We start from the raw sequence: 24,631 nt of genomic DNA on the forward strand, positions 1-24,631 counted from the left end.
CCCTCCTAATGATATTTATTTTATCATAGAAGAACCTTCTAAACATTATTTTACAGAAAAAGTTTCATACTCTCGCATTTAATGCTCTCTGAACATCCAACGGTTTAATATCTTTCAACTTCATTGAACCAATATAAAAGCCAAATGTTCTTTTGAAATTATTTTTCATCGGTGCAATACTCGTTTCCTTCACCCGGTGTTGCTTTACCTCTGAAAACCATTCTTCAAACCACTCATTCAATGTGATTCTGGTTTTTCTATAATCCAATGTATCCCTGGCATTTTCTTTTGCCTTTTCAAATTCTTCCATCAGTTCATTTAGATCTGTTCCATATAAATTGATTCTAATTCCATTTACAACCGCTCTTGCTTCATATGAACCGTTCTTCTCTCTAACTCCTCTTGGTAATGCTTTTGCCATAATTATTTCCTCCTGAAAAAACTATTTATCTGTTGCTCCTTCAAATTACCATTCATAAACGTGCAAAACAAACATGCAAATTTTTATTTCGTATCCTTGACTTATTGTCTAACCTGTGCCAACAGCCATTTATCCAGTAAGAGCTTATGTGCATAATTGCGATTGCCAATTTTAACAACAAATATTTTTTCATTTTCCTTCATCAATTCTCTGGTTTTCGTCATCCCAAGATTCAAGTAAGCTGCCGTTTCTTCTACATTCAATAGTACCTTTTCTTGCTCCATATACTACCCTCACACTTTCTTCTTTCCTATATAATAGTCATATCCTTTTCTGACATTGCAAAACATACATATATCCTTATATCGCTGTTCTGGATTCACTCGCCGGATATAATGTCCCGGCACATCATAAAAATTGCCTGCACATACTCTGCACAGGCTCACGACTAACGGTATTTCAATTATCTTCGGTATCCCGGTACTTCTCCGGATTGCTTTATTGATTTTCTCCATTTCAGTGCGGTCTAAGGTACACACATAATTTTCCAACCGTCTTTTATCTAAAGTTCTAAGCTGCTCCAACAGCACTACAGAATCCTTTTCCAAACCTTCCATTTCCGGGACTGCAATGTGTGTCGGCAGTTTCATTTTTTCTTTACTAGTAATTGCTGCCACGATCACTGTCGGACTGTATTTATTTCCTATATTATTCTGAATCACCAGCACCGGACGATAACCGCCCTGTTCACTTCCAAATACAGGATCAAGGTCGGCGTGATAAATATCCCCACGCCTGACGTTTCTATCTTCCATCTTTGCTTTATCTCCTCTCGTCTTTCTAACTGTTGTTATCCCTAAATATGTAAAATACAAGCCTATTTGTCCCCGACGCCCCGACTTGTAATTGGGAAATCATCAGACGGCTGACTGCTAATCAGCTCCACAGGATTTTATCTAAAATAGATATATGGGATTAGGAGTTTTCCTCTCCAGGGATCTCCTGAAGCTGCCCTCACTTGTTGCGGTATCAAAGAAATATTTTGTATACACGACTTTATGACCGGACAGGAGTATCATTATGCCTGTTGTCTGTCATCGCCCTGCCAGAAGCAATCTGACAGTTATAACCAGATATTTTTCGCTCAACAGTCCGGGTAATACAAACTGAAACCAAAAGGAAGTATACGGGTGGGATTTCGCTGTCTTTACCCAATCCGTGTTATGGCGTATCTGTTAATGTGGCTTACGCTCATCACGATAACAACAGGAATGTGCCTGATGAATGTATATGAATTTGTCAAGGTTCTTCCCGCTCCCCAGTCTTTTCGTGACAAAAGAAGAAACAGGTGGATCAGAATATTTCTCTTTCCACCTGTTTCCTCACTTAAACGCTATTTTTCAACCCACTATCTCAAAATCTTTTTCAAATTTCTGATTGCTGCTTTTACAGACTTTGCTACCATCTGAAAAGAGCAGCCTTCTTCCTGTGCAATCTGCTCATAATTCTTATCTTCAAAATAATACTTCATCAATCGTCTTCTCTGAATTTCCGACAACTGCTGAATTGCACTATGTAAACGTTCCGCTTCCAGTTTATTCAGAACAGTATCCTCTACACCTTCCTCTTTCTGAAATACCCGTTCATATAAACTGGAATCCCAGATTTCTGACTGTTCCAAATGCCTGTCCACAATATTCATATGCGACACGTCCTGCAATTCAAACGTATTAAAAGCCTCATATACATTCTTTCCTATTTCCAAATCCTTGTACTCTTTTTCACCATTGCGAAATGAAACATAATATTTTCCGTCCTTCTCATAGATTTCATATGGGTTGTATTTATCTTTTCTTCTTTTTGGCTGTCTGCCTTCCATGTCCTTTCCTCCGATCTGAATTTTTTTGAATTCAGATCAGTAGGCGGGGCACGAATACGAACAATCGCCCTTATTTTGAATTGTTCATTCCCAATATTTAGGTAACAAAAAACGCCCTGACAGATTTCACTCCTATGGACGCATTTAATTCGATATTTTATTACCCTGGATTCATTATTGGCTCTTACCCTAGTTTCAATTCCAACATTTACTAATAAAATTGTTGAGATTTTTTTAATTGAATACCTTCTGTTGAACAGAATTTTTTAGCTGAACTCTTGCTAAGAACCATATTTTCTCCGGTTAGATTCCGGAAAAGAAAATAAGCATACAAATACTGCTCTTTCGGAATCTGTTTTTTTTAACCGAAAGAGATTTGTATGCTTTCTCATTCATTGGGTAATACCCTGTGTTTTTTCTAATGTTACACCCTTTTCACTTTTCAAATTTAGGGTAATACACTAAGTTTATGGAGGTATATAAACATGGATATTCCCAAAACATTATTTGCCACTTTAGTAAAACAAGGGCGTATGGAAATGCATTTAACACAAGAAGCTCTTGCTGAAAAACTCGGAATATCGGCGGCTTATCTTGGAGACCTCGAACGCCATAAAGGCGGTCCCAGTCTGGAATTATTTTGTAAAACCATGCAGACTTTAAATATTTCTGCTGATGACTACGTTTATCCAAATCAGAATAAAAATAATTCTACATATGATCAGATTCTTCGGCTCTTAAATCAGTGCAATGATTATCAGTTACAGGTAATTCTTGCAACTACGACAGCTCTGCTAGATTCTAATCCTTTTATTTCTAACGTAGACACTACTAATGATACAAAATAAAACTTGTAAAATACCGATAAATAGCTGATAATTACCGATATTTAAAATTAGTGGAATAAATACTATTACCATATGTTAAAAACAGTTATGCTATATCATTACAACTTGATATAACATAACTGTTTCTTCTTTACGAACATCCTTTTATCTATCAAATACTACATTTTCCTCCACGACACACTTAATTGCTTTTCATCTCGCTAATTATTTTTTCCATATCCGTCGATTTTTTCAAGAGTCCTAAACCAGCCAATAACTGAATACAATCTACATATCCTTGACAATATGCCCTTTGTTCTGACACAAACGCTTCTTCTTCCAAAATTTCTCCATATTGCTTCAACTTCTCCCTGTCCTCATAACTTATATGATCGAGAAGTTTATTCACCTTTTCTTTTTCCATTTTCTTCTTCAACTGAATATTTGCAAGTTCTTGGAAATAGATATAACTTTCTCTGTTTATATTCTCACAACGCAACTGGTTCAAAAAAGAGGATATTTCATTCCAAATATCATTTTCCATAAAAATTTCTCCTGCTTTTTTTGGTATCTTTACTTATTATGCCCAATTTTATATTCCATCATTTCATCAATTCACCATTAAATTTATATCCCATACCCCATACATTTAAAATGTATCTTGGTTTTGCAGAATCTGGCTCAATCTTTTTTCTGATTCTCCGAATTATGCCCATAACATTATCTTCTGCCCCATAATATGGTTCTTTCCACACCTGTGTATATATTTGTTCCTTTGAAAATATCCGTCCTGGATTTTTTGCCAGCAAATATAATATTTCAAATTCATAATTCGTCAATTGAACCAGCTCACCATTACTTTCTACAGAACGATATTCCGCATTTATTTTTAATGCTCCGTAATCAAGTACCCTATTTTGTTTACCAGGCATCTCAGAGTATTTTTTAGCAGACAGAAAATGTAATAATTCATTTAATTTTTCTTCCTCATTTTCATCAAATGTTACAACAACTACCCTTCCCATTTTATAAAAACCTTTCATATTTCAAATCTTACAAGTGTAATTTTTATCTATTATTACATCTGTAAGATTTAAAGTCAAGTTTTTATTTCGTTGACAGAATAACCTTTTAAGATATATAATATTTTTATTACATATGTAAGATTTGGAGGAATATCACATGAGCAATCTGCCTCAAATTTCAGAAGCTGAATTTGAAGTTATGAAAATCGTTTGGAAATACGCACCAATCAGCACCAATGAAATTACTGAAAAATTAACACAAATTTCCAGTTGGAGTCCTAAAACAATTCAGACATTGATTAAACGTCTCGTTTCTAAAAAAGCACTAACCTATGAAAAACAAAGCCGGGTTTTTGTCTATACTCCATTGGTCAAGGAAGACGAATATATTCGACAGGAAAGTAATTCTTTTTTAAAGCGATATTATAATGGTAATATCACTTCTATGCTTGCCTCTTACATTGAGGATGATAAATTGTCTGAAGAAGACATTGCCAGCTTACGGAATCTTCTTTCCAATCATTAACCATGGGAGGAGCATATTTTGATATATTTTAGTTTTCGATTTTTACTCTGTAATGCCATCATTTGTATTTTTTTAGGTAGTTTACTGGGATTAAAAAATTTATTGCAAAGGCAATTATCCGCACGTATGCAATATAATCTTTCGATTATATTTCTTGCCGTTCTAATTGTTCCCTTTTTACCAATAAGCTCTGCCCCATCTTCTATATCGTGGAGCCATTTGCTGACAGCCAGTTCAAGTACCAATGGTGACATTCAAACCACTTTTCTTTCTGGTAATGGTTATAATTTGGATAAAATAAATGATTTTGCTGTCTCTGTCAGCACCCAAATACCAACTTTTATTCACACATTACTTGTATTTTTCTGGAGTATCGGTATATTCATAATGTTTTTTCTTCTCTACCGCTCAGTAAAACAAGTAAAAGCCTTATATAGTTCTGCTTTACCTCTTCAAAATGAAGAACTAAACGCTCTTTATATAGAATGTTTAAACGAAGTGAACAGCAAGCATACCATTCCGATTTATAGTACAGCATTTTTGAAATCTCCTGTTTTGGCTGGTTTCCTGCATCCTCGCATTTATCTTCCAATTCACTTGATTTCAGATTTTAACGCTGGAACTATAAGCTCAACTGATATTCGATATATGCTTCTTCATGAACTGCAGCACTACAAGCATAAAGATATTCTAATTGGATATTTGATAAATACAGTAAATGTTTTCTACTGGTTCAATCCCCTAATCTGGTATTTTCTAAAAAGAATACGGCAGGAACGGGAACTTGCCTGCGACAGTGCTGTATTACAATTATTGAAAGAAACAGAATACAAGTCATATGGAAATACACTGATTAACTTTGCCGAAACAATAGCTCTGTCTCCATTCCCTCTTACTATGGGAATCAGTGGAAATATAAAACAGTTAAAAGGACGCATTTTAAATATTGCATCATTCCACCAACCTACTTTTAAACAAAAAATTCGTGGATATCTTATATGCATATTCGTCTCTACTATCATCATTGGATGCATTCCCATACTTTCTGTTTATGCTTCTGATCAGACTGGCTATCATTTTGACACAACCAAAAAGAATATTACTCAGCTAAATCTTTCTTCCAATTTTGGGGATTACACCGGAAGTTTTGTTTTATATAATCAATCTGCTGATAAATGGAATATTTATAATATGGATCATGCTTCCACACGTGTATCACCGAATTCGACTTATAAAATATATGATGCATTACTTGGCTTGGAATCTGGAATTATTACACCAGAACATTCCACTTTCACATGGAATGGAGAACCATATCCTTTTAATTCATGGGAGGCCGATCAAGATTTAACCTCGGCTATACATAATTCCGTAAACTGGTATTTTCAGGCAATTGATTCACAGGCAGGTTTTGAAGCCGTAAGAACATTTTTACAGACAATAAACTATGGGAATCAGAATACTGGAACAAATCTAAATCTCTATTGGACAGATTTCTCTCTGAAGATATCACCCATAGAACAGGTGGAATTGTTACAGGATTTCTATCAAAATAATTTTCATTTTGACAGTAAAAATATCCAGGCAGTAAAAAAAGCCCTGCTGCTTTCCACTACTTCTTCCGGTTCTCTTTACGGGAAAACAGGAACCGGGCGTGTCAATGGTAAAGATGTCAATGGCTGGTTTATCGGATACATTGAAACAGCGAATAATACTTACTACTTCGCAACAAATATTCAATCCTCTTCTGGTGCAACTGGAAGTCAGGCTACCGAAATAACAGAATCTGTACTTTCTAATCTTGGTATTTGGAAATAAATAAAGAGAACTGATAGCATAATTTCCTGTTATCAGTTCTCTTTATTTCATTCTTCTCTACTGATCAATTCTGCAAATTACCTAACCGGTACTGATACCTCGGTATATTATCAATACCATTATCTAAAATCCTGTTTCCAACATACTGAATCGTTCCATCATCCTGAATTTTCATCGTAAGTTCGTGTGTAATAACAGCATCATTACATACAACAGAATCACATACTGCATGAATTGTCAAAACAATGGTTCCATCTTCATTATGCCTGACTTCTGTTACTTCCGGTAAAGACAAGGCAAAATGTGTTGGTGAATAATTACCACATCCCAATCGTTCCCAGATAAACATATTACTTTGTTCATCGTAGACCGCCCATTCTTTCAATTCTTCTTTTGTAACAGGAAGATATGTCATAATTACATTTTCGAACTCTTCTGCTGGAATTCCCACAACCTCTTTTTCTGCAGTAAATTTTTCTCCATATTTCATTTGATAAAAATATTCATAAAGTCCATTATAATCCAACCCCTGCATATCCTCCGCATTCCAGTTTGAACATAACAGATTGTTTCCCTGATAGCCGAACGTACTCACATATTTTTTTGAATATTCCCGACACTCCTCACTCAAAGGCTTTACCCGGATAATACAACTTCCATCTACAATCTCTGTCACTTCCGGTGGTTCAGGTACGCATAATTCATAACAGAAATTCCCATTTTCAGTATATGCCCATTCTTTTATTTTTGATAGCGATATGTATGTAAGTACAGGCTCTGTATCCTCACTCCAGATCATTTTTGCGGACATCACACTCATTTCTTTTCCATCATAACTATATTCTTTTCTGGTAATTCCACCATCTGTATCTGCTTCATATAAAATTACACTTCCTTTTTCTTCTTGTTCTGCAGATTTAAAAAATTGTTCCATCTTCTGATAATTATCCATAACAGAATAATGATCGGAACCAATGACCGGATTCCCATTTTGTTTGATAATTTCTTTCATCCGATTCATCATTTGCTCAGCAGTATTCTGATCTGCTTCTTGTATTCCATTATATTCAGAATAAATATCTCGGATAATGCCCATAATTTCTTCACAATCGTTCACAGCTTCCTTTTTCTTGTCTTCATCGATTGGTAGATTATATCCCTTATCCGGATTTTCCATGGTAGTGTTTTTTTGATTCTTCTCATTTTTTACATCTGTGCTGTTTAACGATATCTTACTTTCACAGGAAGTCAGAATCATTCCTATACAAAGTACTAACAAAATACTTTTTCTTTTCATATTGCCCCCTAATTATTACTGTAATTCTCTTCCCACTCTTCTTCTGTTAACCTTGGCATATACCACCCTGCATTTGCATTTTGATCTGACCTGATTACCTTATTTGATAAATACTGGAAACTTCCGTCTTCCATAGGTTTTATCATCAATTCACTGGTGATTGCCTGATCTAACATTCTGATTTCCCATACTGCTTCTATCGTAAGTTTTAATGTTCCATCTTGTAATTTTTCATATGAGATAACTTCCGGATATGGCTCATATGGGAATTCACAATCATATAACCCTCGCGGTCTGTATCTAAAAGTTCTATTATCAGAGTTATAAAAAGTTCCTTTTTCAATCTCGCTATTACTAAATGGTAAATAGGTCTTTATAACCTCTTCAAACTCATCTTTTGGAACTTCATATTCTGCTCCACCATAATTTGCTTCATATGGAACTTGCTTTCCATATTTCATATAATACATTTTTTCATAAAGATCATAAAAATCAAGTTCCGTATAATTCTGGTTATCCCAATTTGTAATCAACAGATTATTAAGTGCATACCCCAACGGCATAACATATTTTCGATTCAATTCCCGGCATGTTTTATCTAATGGCTGCACTCTGAATCCAGTTTCACCCGGTGCTCCATCAAATCCCGGTGGGTGATATTCCTCCAGAAACAAGTATCCTTTTTCTGTATATTTCCACTCATATGCTTCATATTCATCATAATAATTAGCCTGTGGGCTATTATCCTTCCATTTAACCTGACATAATCGAACATTTATCTTTCCATTCATTGACTCTAAATGATATTGTATAATTTCCCCTTCATCAAATACAACAACAATATCTACTGCTGCCTGTTCTTCTTTCTCTGCTGTTTTGCAAAAATCTTCTACTTTTTCACGATTGACCATATCAATCTGATTATCACAATCTACTGCCGCATATCCTTTTTCTTCCAGACAATTGATAATTTTTCTTTTCACCTTTAATGTATTTAACTCCGACTTCTCCTTCATATAAACAGACCGAAAACTTTGCGCTGTTTTTTTTACTTCTGCATTCATTTCAGATTCTACGGTTTCTTTCTTTTCTTCTTTTTCCGTAATTCGATTTTGTCCGCACCCTGTAAAAACAATAAGAACTATCAATATCATCGCAAATATCTTACATGTGTAATAATTTCCCATAAAATTTTTTTTATTCTTCAAAATACTCATCCAATACTGTTGCATCTTTTTTAACAACATAACCACTTCCACCGATTCCTTTCACATTCTCAACCATACTGATAAGAAGAATTGGTTTGTCCACGCTTTTATCTGCCGTAAACACCGAAAACCACCCGATTTCTTTGCCAGAAGTATCTTCTTTCGTTGCCTTCAACTCGGCTGTCCCTGTTTTTCCAGCCAGCAAAATATCGTCACGATGTGCAGCATATCCGGTTCCTTCCGGATCATTTACAACACCTTCCACCCCTTGCATAATTTCTTCTACATTTTCTTTGCTAAACGCATTTTCTATCCATGTTTCACCGGATGCTTCTTCTTTGTATTTCAAATACGGTTTTATCATATTCCCTTCATTTAAAAATGAAGTATAAATACTTGCCAGATGTAATGGATTTACAAGAATCTGACCTTGCCCATAACCACTATCTGCCAATTGTATTTCTGTTTCTATTTTATCTGTATTGGAATATGTTGATTCCTGCATCGCAATCTCAAACGGCATATTCTGATTAAATCCTATTTCATTTAAAGTATTCATAAAATTCTCACTACCAATTTTAAGAGCTGCCTTTGCAAAATAAATATTATCAGAATAGATAATTGCATTTTTCATAATAACCGGTTCATATTCATGAAGTGTTGTCACTTGATAAGATCCCCAAGACGAATCTTTCTGCCATGCCAAACCTTCTTTTCCAAAATCTTCTTTTGGATCTATGCTTTCCGTTTTTAACCCAATTCCTGCCACAACTGGTTTAAATGTTGAGCCAGGACACCATATTTGACGAAAACGATTATATAATGGCTTCTTTTCATCTTCGTTTAATGATGTCCATTTCTCTGATGATAAGCCCCGTATAAATTCATTATTATCATAAGATGGGGTACTTACCAAAGCCAATACTTCTCCCGTATAAGGATTCATTGCGACAGAACACCCCGGATCTTCTTTAAACTGCTCGTATAATGATTTTTGCAAATCGGAATCTATCGTTAATCTTATATCCATACCATCTTCTTTAAAAATACTTGCAAGAACCTCTTTTACTTCCCCATCACTATCCAAAATCTTTATATCACAACCATCTTTTCCTTTTAATTGCTTTTCGTATAACTTTTCCACCCCAGATCTTCCGATCACACTTTCAACTGAATATCCTTCCCCTGGATGATTTTCCAAATCTTCTGCTGTTACAGACTGTACATAACCAATTAAATGAGCTGCTGCTTCCCCTAACTCATAGGTTCTAACTTCCACATCTGATAGCATAACCCCTGGAATTTCCAAAAGTTTATTCTGACAATCCTGCTCCTCAAGTGTCTTTTCTTCTGGCTGTATTTTCATTAAATCTATTTCTTCTACTTTCGGAATAGTTTCAATTGGTACAAAAGAATCTTCTTTTACCCACTTTGCTGTGAGTTTGTTATTTATTGTTTCTACATCTATCTCTAATAACTCCGCTATTTTTTTAATAGATACATTCCTGTCTTCCAGCTTTCCCGGTATAATGCCAACTGATGTTGCTACTCCTTTTCCTGCAAGCATTTTACCATCTCGGTCTAATATTTCTCCTCTCTCCGCTTTTGATGTAGTAACACTTATTTTATCATCACTCTCTAAATCTGGAAAAATCAGGCTATCCTGCCATACTAATTTATATCCCTGTTTCGTCTTCTTCAGTTCCGCCATATTGTCAAATTGTATTGTTCCGGCAATTGTATTACATGATGTTTCATACGAAAGCGTAACTGTATCTGCTTTTTTCTCTTTCACAGCTATATGACTGATTTTAATGTCACTGACCTCTATTCCTTCGTATATCTTAGAATTTCGTTGTATGTATTCTTCTTTTGTCAGATAAACTTTTTCATCTGAATCTATCATAGTATACATTACTTCATATTCCTTTTTTTCAATATGGTTCATATATTCCATAAGTGTGTCTTCTGGTGATTCCGTTATCGTCCTTTTTAATAAAACACCTCCTGAAACAGCAATTACTGTTATAGCTACTATCAGCCAAAAAATCTTACAAGTGTAAGATTTTTGGATATTTTGCTTTTTCCGTCTTCTTTTCATAGATATTCCTTTCTTCTAATTTTTTTGTTTCTTAAATCTTACACTTGTAATATTTAAAAGTCAAGTCTATTTTCAGGAATTGTATACTCCAGATTCACCATTAGACTATCACACTTTTTCTCCTGCCTTTTAATATGCCGGAACACCATATCCATAGATGTTACTGCTTCCAATACTGTAACTTCGTCTTGCCACTTTATCTCCACTGTTGCCTTCAATGGTATTTACGGTTCCTCCACTGACACTCTCTACAATTCCAACGTGGTCAATCGTTCCATTATTTCCCCAGTCAAAGAAAATAATATCTCCTGCCACCGGGGTATAACTTCCGTCACGGAACCTACCTTTGCTTTCAAACCACTTCACACCGTCCGAACAAAGAGAAAATTTCGGAATGACTCCACTCTGAATATAACCGCTCTGGTCTGCACACCAGGACACAAAGCAGGCACACCACTCTACCCTGCCTCCAAATCCATACCATCTCCAATAAGTCGTTCCGCCTTTTCCTTCCTGCGATGCTGCCACCTGAACGATTGCCTGATTGCCGATACCTGTCGGGATTCTTCCAAATGCATAATACTGAAGCACATGTGGTACATACTGCTTGTCCCCATAACTGCTCCACCCCATTCTCTGTGCCATCATATCAGAAAATTCTGCTGCATTGGCAAGGGTATATCCACCTCTAGCTTTCGCCCATTCCAGATATCCATTTCCATAATTGTAGCTTTGCAATGCCAGTTTAATATTTTCCATATCCAGAGGATTTTTTACTCCTGCACGTTCCAGACAGCTTTTTATTTCCTGCACTCCGCAAGAAATCGAATACTCCGGATCTGTGATTCCATTCGGCTGTTTGGGATATTTTGTATTAAAACTGCCCTCTGAACACTGCATCGGGTCAAGTCCTCTCCCACCGGATTCCTGCATCATAATCGCTTTAATCAATTCCACATATTCACCAATTCCATATTGGTTTGCATACTGCCGAATTAGTGGCTCATATGCTTCTACTTCTGCACTGACAGAAGAAACCGTACTGGAATTATCCCCGCCTGTCATGCAAAGAAATCCACCAAATAAAATGACGATAATCAATATCACCACTGCAATCCAACCGCCTGCGGTCAATCCACTTAACAATGCTTTTATAGCTTCCATCAACGCTTTTATTGCATGTGTTACTGCCTTTGCTGTCGTTTTCACTGCAATCTTTGTATTCTGTGCTGTCTGTCTTGCTGCCTGCACTGCTTTTTCTGCTTTTTTCATGGAATAATGCATTGCCCGGACAGAAACATTTGCTGTCTGCTCCGATGTCTTAATACTGGTCTTTGCCGTCTGTTCTGCAGTCTTGACCGCTTTTCCAGAGGTCTTGATAGTACCTTTTCCAGTATTCTTTACAACCTGTTCCGATGCTCTCCCGGTCTTGATGGTTCTTTTATCCCGTTCAATGGTCTTAATTTTTTTGACAGCAAGTTCTTTTCCCTGCTCCTGTGCCGTTTCTCCGCCTGAAGGCGGTACTGGTCGAATTTCTTCTTTCGGCTGGTAAACTGTTTCTTCGCCTGTCGAAGAAACAGAAGCTTTCTCTTTCTTCCGTTCAATAATCTTTCCTGCCTGTCTGCGTACCTGATGCCCTGTTTCGTGAAAGATGCGGTCAGCATACTTGCTGGCCGCATCTTCTGCATAACCTACCGGATTATTCTCTCTATCACTAGATTTCTCCGTCGATTGCATGATATTTTCTTTTGTTCTGACATAGGACTGCTTAACATGGTCTGTCACTGTAACTGTCTTATCTAATACTTTAATATCCTTATGGACTTGGCGTGTTTTTATCTTACGATCCATCGCTTTTCTCCATTTGAATCTTTATCTAGCGTTCATGATTAGTTTCTTTTTTGCTCACCTGTGGCAGTTCCCGGCAGTATTCCGGGTATTTCATGCGGATTGCTTCATAAAAATATGATGCATAGCCACAATCGAACATCTCGTATGGGGTAGACAGACTTTCTTCTCCCTTCTCCACATATCCATTCCACAAGTTGAAAGCCAGTCTGGTCAATCGTGCCGAACCGCCTGTCTGCCACCCTTCATGCAATGCTTCTGGTTTAATCAAACGCTCTTTAAAATCAAACATGCGATCAACATGATTTCTGGTATCTTCAGAAATTCCCACACAATAGAAAAATGAACTGTAATAACTGTCGTGCTTTCCGCATTTAGCTAACATCTGATAAAAAAACTTTTCGTGTTCCTTTGATGAAAATCTGATTTCTGACATATTTGGCTCCTTTTCCGGCACTAAAAAACGCCACAAATTGTGACGATTTTCAGTGCCTTGCTTTTCATTATTCAAAATATTTTTAATTTTACATTCTTCCCCGGTTGATACTGTCCTCTCCCGGCTTTGTGGTCATCAGTTTATACAACCTTGTATTGGTTGGGAATCTATTGACGAACGGTACAAGCGAACTTCCATATTTCACCAGACCACAACCGGCATCTGCATTTGTGATATATCCCATTTGCTCTGTAGAAATATTCAAAAGTGTCGCCAACTTTGCTCTGTCCGGCTCTGCCTGATTAAGCATCACGATATACTCACTGTTGGAAATCATCGTACTTGCAAGAACAGAATCTAACAGATATTCCACGTTCTGTGTGATTGCTGTCGGGAATGCATTACGCTTACGAAATCTTCGCCATGCAGAGTTAAAAAATGCTCCGGAATACTCATTTTCAAATACTACATGAAACTCGTCTAAAAAAATATGGGTTCGCTTTCCCTGTTTCCAGTTCTCCGTTACCCGGTTCAACATTGCATCAGTGATTACCAGAAGTCCCATGGTCTTTAACTGTTTTCCTAAATCCAGAATGTCGTATACCATGATACGGTTATTCACATCAACATTACTTTCATGTGCAAATGCGTCCAGACTTCCATTGGTAAATAATTCTGATACCAGTGCCAAATCCTGTGCTTCCGGTTCTTCCTGTTCTAAAAATTTTTCACGCAACACCCGCAAAGTCGGCACTGCTCCGCCATGCTGATATTCCTCATAAACTTCTCCCACACATCGGTCAATAATGGAACGTTCCTTTGCATTGATTCCTTTTTTATCCAACTGTTCAAACAGAGATAAAATAAACTGTGACTTCTCAATCACTGGATCACCGCCATCTCCATATCCGTCTACCATATCCATTGCATTGATATGGTCCCGGCTTCCTGCAGCAATGCGAACCACTTCTCCGCCCATTGCTTCAACTAATGATGCATACTCTCGCTCTGGATCACAAATCAGGATATCGTCCTGCGTTGCCAGTGCCAGGAATACAATCTGCATTTTTGCATTAAAGGATTTTCCACTTCCCGGCACACCCAAAAGAAATGAGTTTGGATTCAACAGTTTTTCTTTATTACACATGATTAAGTTATGGGAGATTGCATTTTCTCCACAATAGATACCTCCTGCGTCCATAATCTCCTGCACCCGGAATGGCATCAACACTGCTACACTCTCCGAAGTCAGTGTGCGGACTGCCGGAATCTTCCGGTGTCCGATGGGTAGTGCTGTATTCAGTCCGTCCATCTGCTGAAATTTCAGAACAGAAAACTGGCATAACTTTTTCCGTCCGATTGTCAGAAGTGTTTCCGTATCTGCATCAAGCTGTTTTTTCGATTCTGCCGTATGCACCATAGTCAGTATACCGAACATCATACGCTGGTCACGTGTGGTTAAATCGTCCATGAACTCTTTACTTTCTTTTCTCTGCTGTTCCAAATCATAAGGAATCACTGCGGAAAAGTTATTGTTGGCATTTTGGCGTCGTTGCCAGTTTGTTATATTAGTCTCCACACCTAACAAACGTTTTTCCACTTCCTGTACTGCTTCATCAGTCGGAACCGGAATCACATCAATGCTCAACATCAGATTTCGATTCATGTCGGTCAGTTCTGCTATCATATCGTCTTTGATGTAAGAAGCATACTCACGAAGAAAAAGTACTCTTCCATAACGATCTCCCATGCGGAAATAATCTTTTTCAAATTCAAAGGTATCCGGACAGATATAATCTTTGAAGCTGTGTCCTTTTCTCATATTCTCCTGAATATCAAAATGGAAACCAGATTCTTCTCCTGTACGGTAAAAATCATGCAGAATCCGTAACTTATCTTCTCCATTTATCTCTACACATTTGGAACCCAATCTTGCAAAATGACTGTTCAGCTCTGTTGTCACTCGTGCAAAATACGTTCTGGCTTCTTCGATTGTTTTCTTATAGCAGGATACTGTCACATATTTTTCCTGCACCATGCTGTTGGAACTGGTTGCCTTATCTAAAAGCATGTTGTTGTACTCTTTCCGATATAAATCCAGTCCGTCCTCCTGCATCGGAATCAGAATTGCTTTTTCAAAATCCACCTTATTCAAGCGGCGATTATTGATCGTTATTTTTGTTGTTCCACCGCAATCGAAAGAATTTAATAAATCCATATATTCCAGGAACATGGTTTCCTTATCTACTTTGCTTGCCACCGCATAGTTGATATCCGTAAATTTATAAGTACGTGCAAATTTATTTCTCCCGATTTTAAATATCCCATCAGACCAGATAGTCTCGATGGGAATTACCTGCTGTACGCTTCTTGGAATTACAAATTTTTCTTTATCCTGCTTGAAAATATTACTCAGCGTTTTTATCATTCTTCTTGCGTCCCTCCTTCTTCAGACTTTCTTTCTCATATTTTTTAATGATTGGTTCTACCGCATCAAAATAAAGATTTTCTGACCGGAACACCAGTTTTTTCGGCATCAGGATTTCTGATTTTATCCATGCCCAGATAAACTGCTCCGCTGTCATTCCATGATATTTTACAAACCCGAACACTACACATGGGGCAGCTCCCAGTACACAAATCCAACTCACTGTTTCCATACTCATGTATGGGTGAAGCAAAAAATAAAGCCCAACGGCAACCCCGCAGGCTAATCCTGAAAAGATAAACTGTCTCAGGGACAATCCGAAAAAGATTGCCTCTGTGTAATCCCTGATTTCCTTGTTAATTTTTACTTCCAAAACGATACACCTCCAAATCGCACATTTGTTATATTTTTCCTGTTCTGTTACACTTTGGGTAAATGAAAGGGGGACTGACCTATGCCAATCACTGTTATGATTTCACTTGTTGTTACCGTTGCTCTATTCCTGATTTCTCTGCTGTTTCGGATTGCTGCCAGATTAAATCTGACCTTACCGCTGTTATACTTCCTTGCTGTTTCCACGATTCTGAATCCATGGGCAGCAAGCCATGAGAAACTAGCATTTGCAATCCTCTATCTGCTGACTGCCTTTTCTGTTCTTAGCTGGATTTCTGCTCTACGACGCAAGTGGCAGGAACATCAATACTACAAAGCTATGAAAGACGATATGTCCTTCCAGATTTCTCGTGCCAGACAAAGAGGGATTCCTTTAGATTCTGTCCATTTTGATTCTCAGGGGAATATGCGGTATAACAATAGCAACAATATTGTAGAATAAATTTTAAGGATGCTTTCGGGCGTCCTTTTTACAATCCCATCATTTCCCTCACTACCCTGTCTGACATCTTCACCGCACCGACCAGTACCAACATATTAAAAATCAATTCTCCAATATAGCTCCACACCATAGTCACTGCCGCTGCATTTGGATCGACTACTGGCGGTGATGATGCAAATAGTGAAAAAATAATGCAGGCAAGTACCACGATTGCTCCCTCCAGACACACTGCTGCATAGGATTTCAAGAAACTTCTTCCAATATTTTGGCTCGGCTCTCCCGCAAAGGAAGATAACGGAATCGGTGCAATTGCTGTATATAGGAATAATCGAAAAAATCTTCCATATACACTCATAATCATAATGAAGCTCAGAACTGTAATAAAAAGTCCACCGATCAACGTCACCGCCCATAGAGGAATACTTTCAAAAAATCCACAATCTTCTACCGCTTCTATGATTTCGTCCGGTAAAACGGTATCTTCTGTACTTCCAAATCCTGCGGTCTGCATAATTGTACTGGTCACTCCTTGTATGATATTGAATAATGCCATCATCAGCTCCAGTCCATACGTGACTACGCCTTTTGCAATCGCAAAACGGATAAATATTTTTAATGCATGTTCCGGTCTTTTTACCTCTGTAAAACTTCCACAAGTCTTGACCACTCCGACTACAAAGAAAAGCACTAACAAAGCATAGCCGATTGCCTGCAATGCTCCATGGATCTGCACAATCACCTGCCAGATACCGCCACCTTTAAAAGTTTCCGGTGACTGTGTGAGTATCTGCCATATTTCCGCAAGTTTACTGTTCCAGGTATCCAGGGCATTTTGCAAGTTCTGTACTACCCAGTTATCTGACACTTTCTAAACACCTCCTGTCTTAGCCGGGTCGGTGCGGCTCCTTTCGGGCCTGCACCGTCCCATTTTCTTGTTTTCTTCTTAACCTGTAATCAGATTCAGGATTTCTTTTGCAAATGTAATGATTACACCGCCTGCTAACGTTAAAAATCCGTTTGCTCTCTGGCTTGGATCATGAGATTTCAGTGATAAACCAACCTGCACAATTCCAAATCCTAATAAAATCATTCCGATAGCACGAATCAATCCAAAAATAAATGTGGACAGATTATTGATAACGGTCAGTGGATCGTCTGCCGCAAATACGGTACTTGCTCCTGCTGTCATAAACAGTACCATTGCAATATACACTGCCATGGCACGTTTCATTTTTGCTGTCATTGGCAGCTTCTTCGTTACTTTTGTGGTTTCTTTCTTCTCCTGCTTCTTTCGCATATCTAACTTCATTTTTGATAGCCTCCTATATATTTTTCTTGGATTTACTGATATTTCTGTATGATTTCTTCCAGATCTCCATCGGATAATAATTCGTAATCTTCCGATTCCAGTGAATCGTCTGTAAGTTCACCTTCTAAACTGTCTCCCAATGAGATACTTGCCACCGCCCGGCCAACCATACCATGCAGATATGGTTTCCCGTTTCCGTCAGTCGTAAGTCCCACATTGGGATGCTTTAAAATATCGAATTTCTCGTCTAAAATTGGTCTTTCTCCACGAATAAAAAGAATCGCATATCGGTTATCCAACATGCGAACTTCATCGGGTGTCATCAGCTCCCGCCCTGTATTCTGATAATTGGTGGAATAGTTCCCGGAATGTCCTGTTGACTTTCCATAGGTGTTCGTGTCAATCGTTGCCTTGCCAAGAAGTTCGCTGACATATTTATGTGTTCCCTGCTCATTGCCGCCTAAATATAAAAATTCATCACAATTTCCCATAATGCTTTCCCACTGCTTTTCGAACAATGCCTTTAACTGTGCCAGATTCTGCAAAATAATACTGACTGACACTTCTCTGGAACGCATAACGGACAGAATCTTATCAAAGTCATCAGGCAGTGAAACATTTGCAAATTCGTCCATGAGGAAATGCACATGAACTGGAAGTCTTCCACCATATTTATGGTCTGCCAGATAGAACAACTGCTGAAATAACTGGGTATATAAAATTGACACCAGAAAGTTGTAACTGGTGTCGTTGTCCGGGATTAACGCAAATAAAGCCACTTTCCGCTCTCCCAGTGATGGCAGGTCTAAATCATCTGTTGCAGTCAGTGCTGCCAGACTGGATAAGTTGAATTTCTCAAGTCTTGCGGCTAATGTGATTTGAATGGATTTTAATGTCTTGGCACTACCAGAGTGATAATCTTTGTAATACTTTACTGCGATATGTTCCGGGTTCTTCATTTCCAACCGCTCAAACAATTCATCAAGCGGTGACTGGTACTGGTCATCGTCCTCTCTGACTTCTCCGGCACGAAGCATTTCCATTACCATCGGGAAATTCTGCTCCTCCTCTGGTGCTTCATATCTCAGATAGAAAATCAGTGCCAGTAACAACATGGAAGCTGCGGTATCCCAAAACGGATCGTTTGACTGACTGCCTTTTGGTGTAGTCGCTTTGAACAGGTTCGTCACCAGTCTCTGCACATCGTTATCATCCTTCAGATATACAAACGGGTTATAGCAATGGCTCTTTTCCATATTGATCAGGTCAAGCACTCTTACCTCATATCCTTTTTCTTCCAGAAGATACCCAGTGTCCCGCAAGTTCTCTCCTTTTGGATCTAAAACCACAAAAGAGGTATTCGCCTGCATCAGATTCGGCTTTGCAAAAAATCTGGTCTTTCCTGAACCGGAACCGCCAATCACAACCGTCAATACATTTCGCAAATGTTTCCGCATATTGTAGCTGATTCGTACATGCATGGTCAGCAACTTATTTTTTGTAAATCGCTTCTCCCTGTATCTGCGATTGATTTTTTTCACATTTCCCCATTTTGCAGACCCATGTTCTTCACCTCGTCGGTAATGTTTCTTGGTAGAAATATAAATCCCGATTCCCATGCCGTAAGACAGCAAAAAAATAAGGACAGTTTTTACACTGTCCCAACATAACTGAATCGAAAACGGATGATTCATTGCTCCCGGGACTCCTTCCAGAATCCCCATAAGACCAGACGAAAGATAAGGTGCGACAAGTAACGCAAACCAGATAACCGGGATAATTCCAATTACCGCCAGTATCAGACTGCTCTGCTCATCATCGTTCTTCATGGCTTCTGCGTCCTCGCTTTTCCTTCTCCGGCGGTACTTCGATTTTCTCAATGACTTTCATTAAAACATCATCGACAAGCTCCGTATCTTTTCCCTCTTTCAGCATCTGATTCCGCTTGTCCTTCAGGGAATGGAACACTACGCCGCTCTCATATTTGTCCAGTTCTAATGTAATCGTATCACTGCTCATTTTGCATTCTCCTTTCCCGAATTTTTCTAGCGTGCTTCTTTTCTATGTTCTCCTCTGGATTTCTGTTCTTTCTTTTCAGGCTCTGGATTTTCTTTCTTATCTTTCACCTTTTCAGAACTGTCTTGTCCGTTTTTTTCAGTCTCTGACTGTCGGTAAGTTGCATTCCGATTCTGATCCAGTACCTTTGCCATTCTTGCAGAAATTGCATTCGCTGCATCTCTGGCTCTGGAAAGTTCCACTCTCACTTCCTGAGTCTCCATTTTTTCAAAAAACTCTGGTGCATGTAAAAAATTATATCGACTGGTATCCATTCCATATTTTTTACACAACATATAAGACGCACACGATACATGAAATGCATCTTCATTTTTATCATAGTGTGGATTTCCATCCGCATATCCGGCAAATACCAATTCCGGCACAAGATTCTGAAAGATTTCCTGTGCACTCATCCCTTTTCTTACATAAATACAACCTTCTTCCGGTTTAAAAAATGCTCCTTTTTCATCCGGCATCTGTTCTGGTTCTGCTGCAACAATATTTACCGGAGGGGTACTGACTAACGCCCGGATTAAATCATGTTCTTCATATTCTGACTTTTGAATTGTTGTATCGGACATTGTAGTCTGAGAAATATCATATAGCTTTTTCGCATTATAATAATTTCCAACTGTACCATCTTCACGCTTATATGTTTTTCCTGGCTCTAAAATCAGAACTGGATTCTGTCGCTCCATACGTTTTAAATAAAATCCATGATCTCTCCAGTATCCATAGTCACCTAATTTCTGTGCATCTGGTCTTTGTGCCAGAATCAGAAGTGCATTATTGGTAGTATATCGATCAAAGGTACTCTGTACATCCAGATACTTCTGCAGCATTTTCCCATCCGTTGCCACTTGTGCGGTTACCTGCTCTGACAACTCATAGCAGCGATTCCTGTTAATTCTGCTTTCTGCAATAAATGCCTGTACCTTTTCATCCTGTGGTACAGCCGATGCATTTAATAAAGAATCAAAACTATTATCCATAAAATTTACCTCTCTTTCCCTTTCCTTGGTTTTCGTTTCTGTTGTGACTGCTGGTGGAGAATCTGATTCCGGTCTTTATTTCCCTGATTTCTCACCGGATCATTTCTATTCTCACGCTGCTCCGCTTCTTTCTTCCTTGCATTCTGTATTTCCCGAAGTTCCTTTCTGACCGATGGTTTCTCTGGTTTTTCCGGGGTAAATAACTTAGAAGTACCCTCTGCGGTTTTCTCTTGCTTCTTTGAGGTAGGCTCGGACAGACGGGATTTGGTCGTCTTTGCCAAAGAGGGGTTTTGCTCCTTCCCCTCTTTCTTTTCCGGCTCTCCCAAAAGCTCATCCATAAGCTGATCCTCCTTGGATTTCTGCGGATAATCTTTCTCCGGTTCTGCCTGTCCCTGTTTTTCCTGCTGAACCTGTACTTTTTCCGGCTTCTTTTCCTGCTTCTCTGATTTTCCGGCTTTTGCTTTTTCTGCACGTGTCCGCTCAATTTCCGTCTTAATCTTCGCTGCTTCTGTTACAGATGCAAACTGGAATCTATCTACGATACGGTTGATTCTTGGTGCATCTTCTTCCTTTACAATCACATCTACCAGTCCGTCACTGCTTCCTTTGGGATTTCGGACTGCACAGTACAACACACCATATCGTTTTGCTTCCTGAACAAATTGTTTCAGATCACTTTCTTTCACTGAAAATACCGTCAGTGGTCTACCTGATTTGACCAGTGTTTCAAGTCTTACTCTGCCTTTTGTCTTTTTCTTCTCTTTTAAGACTGCATACAGCATCACTGCCAGATGCTTCGCTCCTGTGCCACTGATCTTCAATGCTGCTTCACCGACTTCCAACGACATTCGTACCACCTGATCAGCGGCTTCGCCTGATGTGTTCATGGCTTTGTTCCTCCTTCTTCTCTTTTTCTTCCCGCACCATCTTAAATTTTTCTTCGATTACCTTGGAACGTGCGGCGATTCCATCACAAAGTGCTGCCTCCTTTCTGAGCGTTCCAATTTTCTCTGTCAGAACTTTTATCTGCTCCTTCATTTCCTGTATTTCTTCTTCCGGTCTGTCTGCCCGGATCTTATAACGCAGGTGCTTCCGCTCCTCCACACACTGCTCCATTTTCTTCTGCAAACTTTCTTTCAACAAAAAAAGCTGCTCCGCAGTATCAATGTGATAATGGCAGAGCAGCTTCGCCTCTTTTGAAATGGTATTCAGTTTTAACAAATCCTCCCGGAACAATACATGCACCTGTTTGGCAGATATTGACAGGCGGTTCTTCGGCAGGATTCCTAAAAGATAACAGTAGTGCAGATACAATCCCCGAAGCCCTCTGATTTTTCTTGTCTGCTTAAAGTTGCCGGATACCTGAATCCGGTAATACTTCCCAACTGAAATTTTCTTCTCGGCAGGTAATTCATTTTCTTCCAGAATCCGAACCCGGATTGCTTCCAGCGAATAATTCTCTCCAAAGTTCCGCTTTAGCTTCAGACCTCGCTCTCGCCCTTCCGGACGAATAGTGATGTCTTTTCCAAACTTAAACGAGTATCCTTTTTCCCGCAAATAAAAAAAGAACTGTTTTTCAGTCCTCGCTTTTCGGATTGCTTCATCAACATCTGCTTTTACCATACTATGATAACTTGGCTTCCCTTGCTGCTCCGCCTGCCACTCGGCATAATGTTTTCCTTTTCCCTGTTCCGGCTGCCCGACAACCGATAACTGATATTCTTTACATAAACGGTCCGACACCATTCGCATATCCCGGTAATCCTGATTTGTCCTGTGGTATCTTTTCCCGTCAAGGAATGAAACTGAGTTCACCACAAAATGATTGTGCAGATGGTTCGCCTTATCCAAATGAGTCGCAATCAATACCTGATACTGACTGCCCCACAATTCTTCTGCCATCTTCTTTCCAATCTCATGTGCCATTGCCGGACTACATTCTCCCGGTGCAAAAGACTGGTATCCATGGAACGCTACAATCCCGCCTTCCTTTCCAAAACGCTTTTTGACTGCAATCATTTCTTCTCTGGCGGTTGTCGGTGCACAATTAAGTCCCGATACATACTGTTCCATCAGTTCTTCCGCTTCTCCGACAAGTTCCATTTCCATTGATTTAGATTGTCTCAGTCTGGTCTTTTCTGCATTCACCGCATAGGTAATCACATCATTAAGTCCTTGTAATTGCCCAGTTTCACTTTCTGAAATCAGTTCTTGGCTCGTCTGTTCTTTGGTCTTATCTGGATTTTCCGCATAATTGATTACTTTTCCAATCCAACCTTTGATGCTCCAGATTGATGTCACTGCCATGATTCGTTTTTCTCCGGAAGTATTACTGCTTCTGTAATCTTACGGACCGCTTCATTGAACTTCCACACTTCCTGATCGTAACGCTGCACATCTACCACATTTAACACATGTGCTTTCTGTGCAATCTGATTTAAGTTATTTCCAATCTTATGAAGTTCCCGCATCATGGAATAATAATTTGGTGGCGGTGCGTCTCTTGGAACAACACCGGAAATCAACTGTCTCAGGTAAGCTTCCCGGTTCAGTCCACTTTTCTTTACTTTCTTATCCAATACCTCTGCTTCTTTTTTGTTCAATCGAAAAAGGATTGCTACATTACGTTTTCTCAACGCTCCATCTCCTTTACTTTCTGTATAGAATCTGGTTCCTGGCGAATCTGGTGTTTTTCTTTATCGTAGCTGTAAACTCTGTCTGAAAGGACTTCCTGCCGTTCCACTTCATTTTTATTTACTTCCCGTACCATTTCACCAAGCATTTTCGGTTCCATCTCTCCATTATCCGGAACGATCAGAACTTCATGCACAGATGACGGTAACACATAAAATCCTTCTGGAAAAAGCTGTTCCAATTTATTTAAAACTTCTGGCTACGTGATCATAGATGCCCCATATTGCTTTTCTACATTCGTAAGTGCATACAACATATCATGTGAACGAAATCCAAAATCAACATTTTCATCTAATAAATTCGTTGCATGTCCTTCTTCATTAAAAATACTCAACAACATTTCGTCCATTGACTGAAGAATCGGTATATTTACAGGCTGTGTATTTACTCTTGCCTGCCGAAATATTTCCTTTGCATCCACATTCCACATCTCAAGATCTTCATTTTTCACCTTCATAGTCGCTTTTCCATCGTTAGACTCTACCGGGAAATCCACATAACAGATAGCCGACAGATCTTCGATATTTTCATGAGGCATTTCCTGTAACATTCGTTTGTTTGCCTGGGTGTTTACAAGCATCACTGCCAGATGTTCCTTCACTGAATCATAATCCATTGGGTTGATACCGTTGTGCACAAACGGAGCATTGCCTGCTTCTTCCATGCATTTTGCAATTTCATTCATCACTTTCTCAACAGGTTCACCTAGACGTATTTCATTGAAAAACGGCTCTACATAAACAACTGGACACACATTTTCTTCCTGTAGTCTTACCTGTACTCCTACCATCTGGACTCCATTATTTTTATTCATCTGCATTACCTGAAATTCTGCATTCTCATATTTAGCTGGGAGAAAATTCCGAATGTCTTTTGCTACACCTTCCGCAAATACCTTTTCTGCTATCATCTCTTTTACAATCATTTCT

25 protein-coding genes and 1 pseudogene are annotated in these 24,631 nt (G+C 38.7%); 4 read left to right on the plus strand and 22 right to left on the minus strand.

Annotated elements, in window-relative coordinates; genetic code table 11:
- Positions 1 to 64: 64 nt before the first annotated feature.
- The 4 genes from GPK88_RS06910 to GPK88_RS06925 form a co-directional block, all read right to left on the minus strand.
- Entirely contained in the window at positions 65 to 421 is a 357-nt protein-coding gene (locus GPK88_RS06910) for an N-terminal phage integrase SAM-like domain-containing protein (protein ID WP_215707627.1), read from the minus strand.
- A 101-nt stretch (positions 422 to 522) separates the two neighbouring features.
- A complete protein-coding gene (locus GPK88_RS06915) occupies positions 523 to 705 on the minus strand; it encodes a helix-turn-helix domain-containing protein (RefSeq protein WP_215633818.1) in 183 nt (60 codons plus the stop codon).
- Between the two features lie 9 nt (positions 706 to 714).
- Positions 715 to 1,236, minus strand: a complete 522-nt coding sequence (locus GPK88_RS06920) for a type II toxin-antitoxin system PemK/MazF family toxin (protein WP_215707628.1) — start codon at positions 1,234 to 1,236, stop codon at positions 715 to 717.
- Positions 1,237 to 1,829: 593 nt separating this feature from the next.
- Positions 1,830 to 2,300 carry an RNA polymerase sigma factor gene (locus tag GPK88_RS06925; RefSeq protein ID WP_021739061.1) on the minus strand — a complete coding sequence of 157 codons (471 nt, stop codon included), beginning with the start codon at positions 2,298 to 2,300 and terminating at the stop codon, positions 1,830 to 1,832.
- Between the two features lie 485 nt (positions 2,301 to 2,785).
- On the opposite strand from GPK88_RS06925, the gene GPK88_RS06930 reads away from it, so the two are divergent.
- Positions 2,786 to 3,148 carry a helix-turn-helix domain-containing protein gene (locus GPK88_RS06930; protein ID WP_006428642.1) on the plus strand — a complete coding sequence of 121 codons (363 nt, stop codon included), beginning with the start codon at positions 2,786 to 2,788 and terminating at the stop codon, positions 3,146 to 3,148.
- Between the two features lie 181 nt (positions 3,149 to 3,329).
- Here the strand turns inward: GPK88_RS06930 and GPK88_RS06935 are convergent, their stop codons facing one another.
- Together GPK88_RS06935 and GPK88_RS06940 are read right to left on the minus strand one after the other, a co-directional pair.
- Positions 3,330 to 3,671, minus strand: coding sequence for a hypothetical protein (locus GPK88_RS06935; RefSeq protein WP_006428643.1), 342 nt, complete (start codon positions 3,669 to 3,671; stop codon positions 3,330 to 3,332).
- A gap of 58 nt (positions 3,672 to 3,729) precedes the next feature.
- The gene (locus GPK88_RS06940; protein WP_028087872.1) at positions 3,730 to 4,152 is read right to left on the minus strand and encodes a winged helix-turn-helix domain-containing protein; all 423 of its coding nucleotides are present in this window, start codon (positions 4,150 to 4,152) and stop codon (positions 3,730 to 3,732) included.
- A gap of 157 nt (positions 4,153 to 4,309) precedes the next feature.
- Between GPK88_RS06940 and GPK88_RS06945 the strand changes: the two genes are divergently transcribed.
- Entirely contained in the window at positions 4,310 to 4,678 is a 369-nt protein-coding gene (locus tag GPK88_RS06945) for a BlaI/MecI/CopY family transcriptional regulator (RefSeq protein ID WP_005341664.1), read from the plus strand.
- Positions 4,679 to 4,696: 18 nt separating this feature from the next.
- On the plus strand, positions 4,697 to 6,496 hold the full coding sequence (locus GPK88_RS06950) for a BlaR1 family beta-lactam sensor/signal transducer (RefSeq protein WP_215707629.1): 1,800 nt from the start codon (positions 4,697 to 4,699) through the stop codon (positions 6,494 to 6,496).
- A 64-nt stretch (positions 6,497 to 6,560) separates the two neighbouring features.
- Here the strand turns inward: GPK88_RS06950 and GPK88_RS06955 are convergent, their stop codons facing one another.
- The 7 genes from GPK88_RS06955 to GPK88_RS06985 all read right to left on the minus strand — a co-directional run bounded on the left by GPK88_RS06955 (position 6,561) and on the right by GPK88_RS06985 (position 16,187).
- Complete coding sequence (locus GPK88_RS06955; RefSeq protein ID WP_215707630.1) at positions 6,561 to 7,793, minus strand: DUF6070 family protein; 1,233 nt, start codon at positions 7,791 to 7,793, stop codon at positions 6,561 to 6,563.
- 8 nt (positions 7,794 to 7,801) lie between these two features.
- Complete coding sequence (locus GPK88_RS06960; RefSeq protein WP_252197703.1) at positions 7,802 to 9,040, minus strand: DUF6070 family protein; 1,239 nt, start codon at positions 9,038 to 9,040, stop codon at positions 7,802 to 7,804.
- Entirely contained in the window at positions 8,991 to 11,102 is a 2,112-nt protein-coding gene (locus GPK88_RS06965; protein ID WP_215707631.1) for a penicillin-binding transpeptidase domain-containing protein, read from the minus strand. Before GPK88_RS06965 ends, GPK88_RS06960 begins: the two co-directional genes overlap by 50 nt.
- 129 nt (positions 11,103 to 11,231) lie before the next feature.
- Positions 11,232 to 12,953 carry a lysozyme family protein gene (locus tag GPK88_RS06970; RefSeq protein ID WP_215707632.1) on the minus strand — a complete coding sequence of 574 codons (1,722 nt, stop codon included), beginning with the start codon at positions 12,951 to 12,953 and terminating at the stop codon, positions 11,232 to 11,234.
- Positions 12,954 to 12,978: 25 nt separating this feature from the next.
- Positions 12,979 to 13,461: a DUF6075 family protein gene (locus GPK88_RS06975; RefSeq protein ID WP_021740707.1), complete on the minus strand. Its 483-nt coding sequence runs from the start codon at positions 13,459 to 13,461 to the stop codon at positions 12,979 to 12,981.
- A gap of 13 nt (positions 13,462 to 13,474) precedes the next feature.
- Positions 13,475 to 15,814 (minus strand): VirB4-like conjugal transfer ATPase, CD1110 family, encoded by a 2,340-nt coding sequence (locus GPK88_RS06980; protein ID WP_021740708.1) that lies wholly within the window; start codon positions 15,812 to 15,814, stop codon positions 13,475 to 13,477.
- Positions 15,795 to 16,187: a PrgI family protein gene (locus GPK88_RS06985; RefSeq protein WP_215707633.1), complete on the minus strand. Its 393-nt coding sequence runs from the start codon at positions 16,185 to 16,187 to the stop codon at positions 15,795 to 15,797. Before GPK88_RS06985 ends, GPK88_RS06980 begins: the two co-directional genes overlap by 20 nt.
- Before the next feature lie 81 nt (positions 16,188 to 16,268).
- Here GPK88_RS06985 and GPK88_RS06990 point away from each other — a divergent pair, with 81 nt between their 5' ends.
- The gene (locus GPK88_RS06990; RefSeq protein ID WP_029731817.1) at positions 16,269 to 16,649 is read left to right on the plus strand and encodes a hypothetical protein; all 381 of its coding nucleotides are present in this window, start codon (positions 16,269 to 16,271) and stop codon (positions 16,647 to 16,649) included.
- A 28-nt stretch (positions 16,650 to 16,677) separates the two neighbouring features.
- On the opposite strand, the gene GPK88_RS06995 is transcribed toward GPK88_RS06990, so the two are convergent.
- The 9 genes and pseudogenes from GPK88_RS06995 to GPK88_RS07035 all read right to left on the minus strand — a co-directional run bounded on the left by GPK88_RS06995 (position 16,678) and on the right by GPK88_RS07035 (position 24,627).
- Positions 16,678 to 17,514 carry a VirB6/TrbL-like conjugal transfer protein, CD1112 family gene (locus tag GPK88_RS06995; RefSeq protein WP_005342786.1) on the minus strand — a complete coding sequence of 279 codons (837 nt, stop codon included), beginning with the start codon at positions 17,512 to 17,514 and terminating at the stop codon, positions 16,678 to 16,680.
- 78 nt (positions 17,515 to 17,592) lie between these two features.
- The gene (locus tag GPK88_RS07000; protein WP_115624663.1) at positions 17,593 to 17,958 is read right to left on the minus strand and encodes a glutamyl-tRNA amidotransferase; all 366 of its coding nucleotides are present in this window, start codon (positions 17,956 to 17,958) and stop codon (positions 17,593 to 17,595) included.
- A gap of 32 nt (positions 17,959 to 17,990) precedes the next feature.
- On the minus strand, positions 17,991 to 19,787 hold the full coding sequence (locus GPK88_RS07005; RefSeq protein ID WP_215707634.1) for a VirD4-like conjugal transfer protein, CD1115 family: 1,797 nt from the start codon (positions 19,785 to 19,787) through the stop codon (positions 17,991 to 17,993).
- Complete coding sequence (locus tag GPK88_RS07010) at positions 19,774 to 19,977, minus strand: hypothetical protein (RefSeq protein WP_005342524.1); 204 nt, start codon at positions 19,975 to 19,977, stop codon at positions 19,774 to 19,776. Before GPK88_RS07010 ends, GPK88_RS07005 begins: the two co-directional genes overlap by 14 nt.
- A gap of 26 nt (positions 19,978 to 20,003) precedes the next feature.
- Positions 20,004 to 21,008: a hypothetical protein gene (locus GPK88_RS07015; protein ID WP_215707635.1), complete on the minus strand. Its 1,005-nt coding sequence runs from the start codon at positions 21,006 to 21,008 to the stop codon at positions 20,004 to 20,006.
- 5 nt (positions 21,009 to 21,013) lie between these two features.
- Positions 21,014 to 21,895 (minus strand): PcfB family protein, encoded by an 882-nt coding sequence (locus tag GPK88_RS07020; RefSeq protein WP_215707636.1) that lies wholly within the window; start codon positions 21,893 to 21,895, stop codon positions 21,014 to 21,016.
- Complete coding sequence (locus GPK88_RS07025) at positions 21,870 to 23,315, minus strand: relaxase/mobilization nuclease domain-containing protein (RefSeq protein ID WP_215707637.1); 1,446 nt, start codon at positions 23,313 to 23,315, stop codon at positions 21,870 to 21,872. Before GPK88_RS07025 ends, GPK88_RS07020 begins: the two co-directional genes overlap by 26 nt.
- Positions 23,306 to 23,644, minus strand: a complete 339-nt coding sequence (locus tag GPK88_RS07030) for a plasmid mobilization protein (protein WP_215707638.1) — start codon at positions 23,642 to 23,644, stop codon at positions 23,306 to 23,308. The genes GPK88_RS07025 and GPK88_RS07030 overlap by 10 nt, the downstream gene beginning before the upstream one ends.
- A pseudogene (locus GPK88_RS07035) lies at positions 23,641 to 24,627 on the minus strand (DUF5688 family protein). The gene GPK88_RS07030 and the pseudogene GPK88_RS07035 overlap by 4 nt, the downstream one beginning before the upstream one ends.
- Positions 24,628 to 24,631 lie beyond the last annotated feature (4 nt).

Origin of the sequence: Blautia sp. MCC269 (genome assembly GCF_018785655.1) — a bacterium.
Lineage (GTDB): Bacteria > Bacillota > Clostridia > Lachnospirales > Lachnospiraceae > Blautia_A.